This window comes from Pseudomonas sp. 3B-A001-10F (genome assembly GCF_056313565.1).
Map to the genome: position 1 here is coordinate 175,048 of NZ_JBQYFW010000011.1, position 8,830 is coordinate 183,877.

The window sequence follows — 8,830 nt, forward strand, 5'->3', positions numbered from 1 at the left end:
ACATGACCTTCGACGTACGCCGCGCCAGCCCTGCTGACGCGGTTGCACTCCCCGCGATCGAGCGTTCGGCCGCGCAATTGTTTCGTCTTGAACCGCCGTTGGCGTGGCTGGCAAATGCCGAGGTACCCGATGCTGGCCAACATCTGCAGGCCATCGAACAGGCGTACGTGTGGGTTGCTGAAAATAGCGATGGGCAACTGACTGGATTTGTTCGTGCTGTAGACATTGATCAGCACATGCACATTGAGGAGCTATCCGTCAGTCAGGCTTTTCAAGGACAAGGCATGGGTCGCGCACTGGTTGCGGCAGTCATTGAACAAGCGCGCGTGATGCAGTTGAACTCAGTGACGCTGACCACCTTCCGCGATCTGCCGTGGAATGCACCGTTTTATCAACGGATGGGATTTGTCGAGTTGGCGCATGCACACAGCGACCGCCATTTGCGCGATGCGCTGCAAGCCGAAGTTCTATTCGGCTTTCCCGCAGAGCGCCGCTGCGCGATGCGCCTGCACCTGATTTGAAAGCAATGAAGGTCCTTGTGGGATGGTGTTATAGCGGCTTGACCGGTGATGATTGCCCGGTGAGGATAACGTACGCCCGCCAGGCATTTGAAATAAGGACATTGACCCTTCGTGGCTACCTACTCGCGCCTCATCCGCCGGTTGATGATCAGTTCGCTGACCGTCGTCATCAGCCGCGCGCTGATCAGCCCGCTACTGACGCTGTTCCTCAGCAACAAGCTCGACCTCAACCCGCAAGACGTCGGCCTGCTGCTGGGGATCGCGGTGTTCAGCGCCACGTTGTTGTCGCTCTACGGCGGCTACATCATTGATCGGCTGGACAAGCGCCAGTTGCTGATCCTGACCATGCTTTCCAGCGGTATCGGTCTGATCCTGCTGACCTTCGCGCAGAATCTGTACCTGGTCACCCTGGTGCTGATCATCAGCGAAACCGCGTCGGCGCTGTTCCTGATCTGCTCCAAAGCCATCCTCAGTGTAAACCTGCCAGTGGGCCAGCGAGTCAAGGCGTTTTCCCTGAACTACACGCTGACCAACATCGGTTACGCCGTCGGCCCGATGATCGGCGTGGTGATTGCCGGCGTTCAGCCGTCAGCGCCGTTTATCGTCGCGGGCGCAATTGCCATCGGGAGCATCTTTCTGCTGCTCGGTGCCACGCGTGAAGTGAACCCGGTCTCGGCAATCGCTGCGCCACCCAGCTTTCTGAAAACCCTGATCATCCTGAAGAACGACCGCACGATGATCCTGTTTACCTTGGGCTGTCTGCTCAGCACGCTGGTGCACGGGCGTTTCACCCTGTACCTGTCGCAATATCTGCTGGTCACCCACACCCAGCAACAGACGCTGGATACCATGGCCGCCCTCCTTGCCTGCAACGCGATCACAGTGATTGTGTTGCAGTACCAGATCGGCCGATTACTCACCCGCGAGCACCTGCGCCACTGGATTGCCGGCGGCACCGCGTTGTTCATCGTCGGGCTGATCGGCTTCAGTCTGGCTGACAGCCTGGTCGGCTGGTGCGTGGCGATGTTCATCTTCACCTTGGGCGAGATGATCATTTACCCGGCCGACTTTCTCTTTGTCGACACCCTCGCCCCGGAAGAATTGCGCGGTAGCTATTACGGCGCGCAGAACCTGGCCGCGCTTGGTGGTGCGTTCAGTCCGGTCATGTGCGGGTTTCTGCTGATGCACACGCCGGCACCGAGCATGTTCTATGCCTTGAGCGCACTGGCGGCTGTGGGCGGTTATTTGTGTTTCGTTAGTGGCCGTCGCGCCGCTTCAATTCAAAATTAATGCACTAAATCTGCATTAATATGAATTTGTCAGCATCGAGTTTGCCCGGCACACTGTGCGCGTTCCTCCCCCAATGTTGGAACACTTCGAGGGCTTTCCGGATATGCCGGACAAGTCCTTTTTTTTGCCTCGAATTTGCTGCAAGGATCGGATTCACATGCTCGCTCACTGGTTGCCCGCCGCCATCAACACCCGTCCCACCGAATGGAGCCGCGCCGCCATCGGCATGGCGTTGGGCACGTTGTTCAGTGTGTGGTTGTGCGCGCAGGTGTTCGGCCATGAGGTCGCCTATCACCTGATCGGCCCGCTGGGCGCATCGGCGGTGTTGCTGTTCGCCGTGTCCTCCGGCGCTCTCGCCCAGCCGTGGTCGATTCTCGGTGGCTATTTATGTGCCGGCGTGGTCGCGTTGCTGGTGGCGCATGTGCTTGGCCGAACACTAGGCAGCGCCTGTCTGGCGGCGGGTGTGGCGCTGATCCTGATGTGCTGGCTGCGTTGCCTGCATCCGCCCGCTGGCGCGTTGGCCCTGACGCTGGTGCTGGCCGATCCGGCGACCATCGCCATGGACTGGAAAGCCATGGAACCGGTGATGCTCGGCGCGGTGTGCATGCTGCTCAGCGCGCTTGCCTATAACAACCTGACACGGATCCGTTACCCGAAACGCCCGGGAGAACCGGCGGCGGTGCTTGGGCCGGTCGACAGTCAGGCGATCACCGCCGAAGACCTGAAACTTGCCTTGGCCGAGATGGAAGCGTTTATCGACGTCACCCCCGAAGACCTCGAACAACTGATCCACGCCAGCGAACTGCACGCCAAACGGCGCAGCATTACCGAAACATTCCGCTGACCCCGGGTAGGCGCTGCCGCAGGCTGCTCCTACACACGAACGCGGCGATTCGGGTGATGTAAAAACGCAAACTCCCCCTGCGAATATCCCGGTTGTACAGGGCAAATTTGCACTGTTACGATCAGCTAACGCTCGCGCGCGAGCTTCTCGAATAAAGACAATAAAAGCAGGGAGTTACTGATGACAGCTCAGGCTTCATCCCCGCGGACCCCGTCCATGGATGCCACGCAAAACGAAGTGCTGGCCGAGGTTCGCAATCATATCGGTCACCTGACCCTCAACCGCCCCGCCGGTCTCAATGCCATTACCCTCGACATGGTGCGCTTGCTGCAACAGCAGCTCGACGCCTGGGCGACTGACGCCGATGTTCACGCCGTGGTCCTGCGCGGCGCCGGTGAAAAAGCCTTCTGTGCCGGTGGCGACATTCGGTCCCTGTACGACAGTTTCAAAAACGGCGACACGCTGCACGAAGATTTCTTCGTCGAGGAATACGCCCTCGACCTGACGATTCATCACTACCGCAAACCGATATTGGCGCTGATGGACGGTTTCGTTCTCGGCGGCGGCATGGGCCTGGTGCAAGGCGCCGATCTGCGCGTGGTCACCGAGAAGAGCCGTCTGGCCATGCCAGAAGTGGCCATCGGTTATTTCCCCGATGTCGGTGGCAGTTATTTCCTGCCGCGCATTCCCGGTGAGCTGGGGATTTATCTGGGGGTCAGCGGCGTGCAGATCCGTGCCGCCGACGCGCTGTATTGCGGCTTGGCCGACTGGTATCTGGACAACAGCAAACTGGCGCTGCTCGACGAAAGACTCGATCAGATGGAATGGCAGGACACACCGCTCAAGGCCCTGCAAAACCTGCTCGCCAAACACGCGGTGCAAACCTTGCCCGATGCGCCACTTGAGGCTTTGCGCCCGGCCATCGACCATTTCTTCGCCCTGCCGGACGTACCGAGCATGGTCGAGCAGTTACGCGCAGTGACGGTTGCCAACAGCCACGAATGGGCGACCACCACGGCTGACCTGCTGGAAACCCGCTCGCCGTTGGCCATGGCGGTGACCCTGGAGATGCTGCGTCGCGGCCGCCACTTGAGCCTGGAACAGTGCTTCGCGCTGGAACTGCATCTGGATCGCCAGTGGTTCGCCCGCGGCGACCTGATCGAAGGCGTCCGCGCCCTGCTGATCGATAAAGACAAGACACCTCGCTGGAACCCGCCGACCCTCGCTGCGCTCGACGCAGAGCATGTCACGAGTTTCTTCCACGGGTTTGCTGAGAGCGGAAGCTGAGCCATGCACGATCTCGAACTGACTGAAGAACAAGTGATGATCCGCGACATGGCCCGGGACTTCGCCCGTGGCGAAATCGCGCCCCATGCGCAGGCGTGGGAAAAGGCTGGGTGGATCGACGACGCGCTCGTCGCGAAAATGGGTGAGCTCGGTTTGCTTGGCATGGTAGTGCCTGAGGAATGGGGCGGCACCTACGTCGATTACGTCGCTTATGCACTGGCCGTGGAAGAGATTTCCGCCGGTGACGGCGCGACCGGCGCGTTCATGAGCATCCACAACTCAGTGGGCTGCGGGCCGGTGCTCAATTACGGCAGCGAAGCGCAGAAACAGACCTGGCTGGCGGATCTGGCCAGCGGGCAAACCATCGGCTGCTTCTGCCTGACCGAACCGCAGGCCGGTTCCGAAGCGCACAACCTGCGCACCCGAGCCGAATTGCGTGACGGCCAGTGGGTGATCAACGGCGCCAAGCAATTTGTCAGCAACGGCAAACGGGCGAAACTGGCGATCGTGTTTGCGGTGACCGACCCGGATCTGGGCAAGAAAGGGATTTCGGCGTTTCTGGTACCGACCGATACGCCAGGATTCATCGTTGATCGCACCGAGCACAAGATGGGCATTCGCGCCTCCGACACCTGTGCCGTGACACTGAACAACTGCAGTATTCCCGAGGCCAATCTGCTGGGCGAGCGCGGTAAAGGTCTGGCGATTGCCCTGTCCAACCTTGAAGGCGGTCGCATCGGCATCGCTGCGCAAGCATTGGGCATCGCCCGTGCCGCGTTTGAAGCGGCGCTGGTGTATTCGCGCGATCGCATCCAGTTCGGCAAACCGATCAACGAGCACCAGAGCATCGCCAACCTGTTGGCCGACATGCACATGCAAATCAACGCGGCGCGCCTGATGATCCTGCATGCGGCGCGACTGCGCACGGCGGGCAAACCGTGTTTGTCGCAGGCGTCACAGGCCAAACTGTTCGCCTCGGAAATGGCCGAGAAGGTCTGTTCGTCAGCGATTCAGATTCATGGCGGGTATGGGTATCTGGAGGATTATCCGGTCGAGAAGTATTACCGCGATGCGCGGATTACCCAGATCTATGAAGGGTCGAGCGAGATTCAGCGGATGGTGATTGCGCGGGAGTTGAAGAACTATCAGTTGTAACGGTGTTGGCCCCTTTCCCTCACCCCAGCCCTCTCCCGGAGGGAGAGGGAGCCGACCGAGGTGTCTGGCGTCATACATCGACCTGAAAGACCGAGTCGATTATGGATTCAATAAAGCACTTCCAGGTCGGCGTAAATCTGAAATATCCCCCAATCAGTTCCCTCTCCCTCCGGGAGAGGGTTAGGGTGAGGGGCTTTTCGCTTTAGACGCATTACTTGCCCTTGAACTCAGCCTCACGCTTGGCAATAAACGCCGCCATCCCTTCCTTCTGATCCTGCGTCGCGAACGCGGCATGGAACACCCGGCGCTCAAAGCGCACGCCCTCAGTCAGATTGACCTCAAAGGCTCGGTTGACACTTTCCTTGACCATCATCGCAATCGGCAACGACTTGCTGGCAATCACCGCAGCAACCTTCAACGCTTCATCCAACAACTCATCACTCGGCACAATCCGCGCAACGATGCCGCAACGCTCGGCCTCCACCGCATCGATCATGCGTCCGCTCAGGCACATTTCCATGGCTTTCGCCTTGCCGACGGCGCGGGTCAGGCGCTGGGTGCCGCCCATGCCCGGCAGTACGCCGAGGTTGATTTCCGGTTGACCGAATCTGGCGTTGTCGCCGGCCAGAATGAAGTCGCACATCAACGCCAGTTCACAACCACCGCCAAGGGCAAAACCGTTGACGGCGGCAATGATCGGCTTGCGCCGGTTGGCCACACGATCGCTGTCGCTGAACAGATCGTCCATGTAGATCTGCGGGTAGGTCAGCTCGGCCATTTCCTTGATGTCGGCACCGGCGGCAAAGGCCTTTTTCGAACCGGTGAGAACGATGCAGCCAATGTTCGCATCCGCTTCCAGCGCATCCAGGGCCTGGTTCACTTCGCTGACCAGTTGCGCGTTCAGCGCATTCAGCGCCTGCGGACGGTTGAGGGTGATCAGGCCAACGCGGCCATGGGTTTCCAGCAGAATGGTTTCGTACGTCATGAATCAAAATTCCTTCTTAAAGATTGCGCGAAATGACCATGCGCTGAATATCGCTGGTGCCTTCGTAGATCTGGCACACGCGCACGTCGCGGTAGATGCGCTCCAGCGGGAAGTCGTTGAGGTAACCGTAACCGCCGAGTGTTTGCAACGCCATTGAGCAGACCTTTTCGGCCATCTCCGAGGCGAACAGTTTGGCCATCGACGCCTCGACCAGTGCCGGTTGCCCACTGTCACGCAGGGCTGCAGCGTAATGCACCATCTGCCGGGCGACGGCGATTTGCGTGGCCATGTCGGCGAGGCGGAAAGCTACAGCCTGATGTTCGATGATCGGCTTGCCGAAGGTGTCGCGTTCACGGGCGTAATCACGCGCCGCTTCAAACGCCGCGCGAGCCATGCCCACCGACTGCGAAGCGATGCCGACGCGACCGCCTTCAAGGTTGGCCAGAGCAATCTTGTAGCCCTCGCCCTCTTCACCCAGGCGGTTGGCCACCGGCACTTGCACATCTTCAAAGAGGATCTGGCAGGTGTCGGAGGCGTGTTGGCCGAGCTTGTCTTCGACGCGAGCGACTTTATAGCCCGGTGAATCGGTCGGCACGATAAACGCGCTGATACCGCGTTTGCCGGCACTCGGATCGGTCACCGCAAACACAATCACGATCCCGGCGTTTTGCCCGGAGGTGATGAACTGTTTGCAGCCGTTCAGCACGTAGTGATCGCCTTCCAGCCGTGCGCGGGTTTTCAGGCTGCTGGCATCGGAACCGGCCTGCGGTTCGGTCAATGCAAAAGCGCCGAGCATGGAGCCGCTGGCCAGCGGTTTGAGAAAGCGTTCACGCTGATCGTCGTTGCCGAACTTGAGGATCGGCACGCAGCCGACCGAGTTGTGCACGCTCATGATCGTCGAGCAGGCGCCGTCGCCGGCGGCGATTTCTTCCAGGGCCATGGCGTAGGCCAGATAACCAGTGTCGCAGCCGCCCCACTGCTCCGGCACGAGCATGCCGAAGAAGCCCAGCTCAGCCATCTGGCCGATGGCTTCCTTGGGGAAACGGTGCTCGCGATCCCACTCGGCGGCGAACGGCTTCAAGCGTTCCTCGGCAAACTGCCGGGCCATGTCGCGGATCTGGGTTTGGTCTTCGTTGGGAATCATGGTGAATCCTTAAATCCGGGTTACCACACAGAACCCCTGTGGGAGCGAGCTTGCTCGCGAATGCGGTGTGTCATTCAACTCCAATGCTGGCTGACAGGACGCCTTCGCGAGCAAGCTCGCTCCCACATGGGCTATTTTAGCGATCAATACACGCATTCCACAGCCATGGCCGTGGCTTCGCCGCCGCCGATGCAGATCGCCGCGATGCCGCGTTTCTGCTTTCTCTGGCGTAGCGCCGAGAGCAACGTCACCAGAATCCGCGCACCCGAAGCACCGATCGGATGACCCAGCGCACAGGCGCCACCATGCACATTCAACTTGTCATGGGGGATTTCCAGTTGTGTCATCGCCGCCATGCCAACCACGGCAAACGCTTCGTTGACCTCGAACAGATCGACATCACCCAGCGACCAACCGGTTTTCTTGATCAACTTCTTGATCGCGCCAATCGGCGCCACCGGGAACAGGCCCGGGGTGTCGGCGAACGCAGCGTGGCCATGGATCACCGCCAACGGTTTCAGCCCGAGCTTCTGCGCCTGCGACTGCCGCATCAGCACCAATGCCGCCGCGCCGTCAGAGATCGAACTGGAGTTCGCCGCCGTCACCGTGCCGCCTTCGCGGAACGCCGGTTTCAGCGAGGCAATCTTGTCCAGTTTGGCTTTTGGCGGCTGTTCGTCATTGCTGATCAGCACCTGTTCTTTGCCGACGGTCACGGTCAGCGGAACGATTTCGTCTTTGAAGCTGCCGTCCTTGATCGCCTGCTGCGCGCGGGTGGTCGAGGCGATGGCAAATGCGTCCTGCGCTTCACGGCTGAAGTGGTTGGTCTCGGCGCAGTCTTCGGCGAAGGTGCCCATCAAGCGGCCCTTGTCGTAGGCGTCTTCGAGGCCGTCGAGGAACATCGAGTCGAGCACGCGGCCATGGCCCATGCGATAACCGGCGCGGGCACGATCCAGCAGATACGGCGAGTTGGACATGCTTTCCATGCCACCGGCGATCACCACATCGGCACTGCCAGCCAACAGCATGTCGTGAGCGAGAATGGTGGTTTCCATGCCCGAGCCGCACATCTTGTTGACCGTGGTGCAGCGGGTCGATTTATCCAGCCCGGCGCCCAACGCCGCTTGACGTGCAGGCGCCTGACCGAGGCCCGCAGGCAGTACGCAACCGAACAGCACTTCATCGACCGCGTCGCTGGCAACACCGGCACGTTCAACCGCAGCCTTGATCGCAGCAGCACCGAGTTGCGGCGCGGTGAGGCTTTTCAGTTCGCCCTGAAAGCCGCCCATCGGCGTGCGCACGGCGCTGACGATGACAATCGGATCGTGGGAAATAGTCATGACAAATCCTCCTTACTTGGCGGCCATGCGCAAGGCACCGTCGAGACGGATCACCTCGCCGTTGAGCATGCTGTTTTCGATGATGTGCCGAACCAGCGCGGCGTACTCGGCAGGCTTGCCCAGACGCGGCGGGAACGGTACGCCGGCGCTGCTGACGATGCGCAACTTGCCCTTGATCGACTTGGCGAATTCGTCGCCACCGGCGATCAGCAAGCGATAAGCGGTGGGCGAACCGGTGAGGTTGGTGATGCCGTACTTATTGATCAC

General features: G+C 60.3%; 8 protein-coding genes and 1 pseudogene. 5 read left to right on the forward strand and 4 right to left on the reverse strand.

What is annotated here, in order from left to right:
- Positions 1-2 precede the first annotated feature (2 nt).
- The 5 genes from AC0ZWN_RS13325 (at position 3) to AC0ZWN_RS13345 (ending at position 5,097) form a co-directional block, all read left to right on the forward strand.
- Positions 3-521, forward strand: a complete 519-nt coding sequence (locus tag AC0ZWN_RS13325) for a GNAT family N-acetyltransferase (protein ID WP_476335346.1) — start codon at positions 3-5, stop codon at positions 519-521.
- A 111-nt stretch (positions 522-632) separates the two neighbouring features.
- Entirely contained in the window at positions 633-1,811 is a 1,179-nt protein-coding gene (locus tag AC0ZWN_RS13330) for an MFS transporter (RefSeq protein ID WP_476335347.1), read from the forward strand.
- Positions 1,812-1,968: 157 nt separating this feature from the next.
- Positions 1,969-2,655, forward strand: coding sequence for an HPP family protein (locus AC0ZWN_RS13335; protein ID WP_476335348.1), 687 nt, complete (start codon positions 1,969-1,971; stop codon positions 2,653-2,655).
- A 180-nt stretch (positions 2,656-2,835) separates the two neighbouring features.
- Positions 2,836-3,942 carry an enoyl-CoA hydratase/isomerase family protein gene (locus AC0ZWN_RS13340; RefSeq protein WP_476335350.1) on the forward strand — a complete coding sequence of 369 codons (1,107 nt, stop codon included), beginning with the start codon at positions 2,836-2,838 and terminating at the stop codon, positions 3,940-3,942.
- A 3-nt stretch (positions 3,943-3,945) separates the two neighbouring features.
- Complete coding sequence (locus AC0ZWN_RS13345) at positions 3,946-5,097, forward strand: acyl-CoA dehydrogenase family protein (RefSeq protein ID WP_476335351.1); 1,152 nt, start codon at positions 3,946-3,948, stop codon at positions 5,095-5,097.
- A 211-nt stretch (positions 5,098-5,308) separates the two neighbouring features.
- Here the strand turns inward: AC0ZWN_RS13345 and AC0ZWN_RS13350 are convergent, their stop codons facing one another.
- From AC0ZWN_RS13350 to AC0ZWN_RS13365, 4 genes and pseudogenes are all read right to left on the reverse strand, one after another.
- On the reverse strand, positions 5,309-6,082 hold the full coding sequence (locus AC0ZWN_RS13350; protein WP_093432724.1) for an enoyl-CoA hydratase: 774 nt from the start codon (positions 6,080-6,082) through the stop codon (positions 5,309-5,311).
- A 16-nt stretch (positions 6,083-6,098) separates the two neighbouring features.
- On the reverse strand, positions 6,099-7,226 hold the full coding sequence (locus tag AC0ZWN_RS13355) for an acyl-CoA dehydrogenase (protein ID WP_476335352.1): 1,128 nt from the start codon (positions 7,224-7,226) through the stop codon (positions 6,099-6,101).
- Between the two features lie 143 nt (positions 7,227-7,369).
- Complete coding sequence (locus AC0ZWN_RS13360; RefSeq protein WP_476335353.1) at positions 7,370-8,563, reverse strand: acetyl-CoA C-acyltransferase; 1,194 nt, start codon at positions 8,561-8,563, stop codon at positions 7,370-7,372.
- Positions 8,564-8,575: 12 nt separating this feature from the next.
- A pseudogene (locus AC0ZWN_RS13365) lies at positions 8,576-8,830 on the reverse strand (hypothetical protein); the annotation flags it as partial.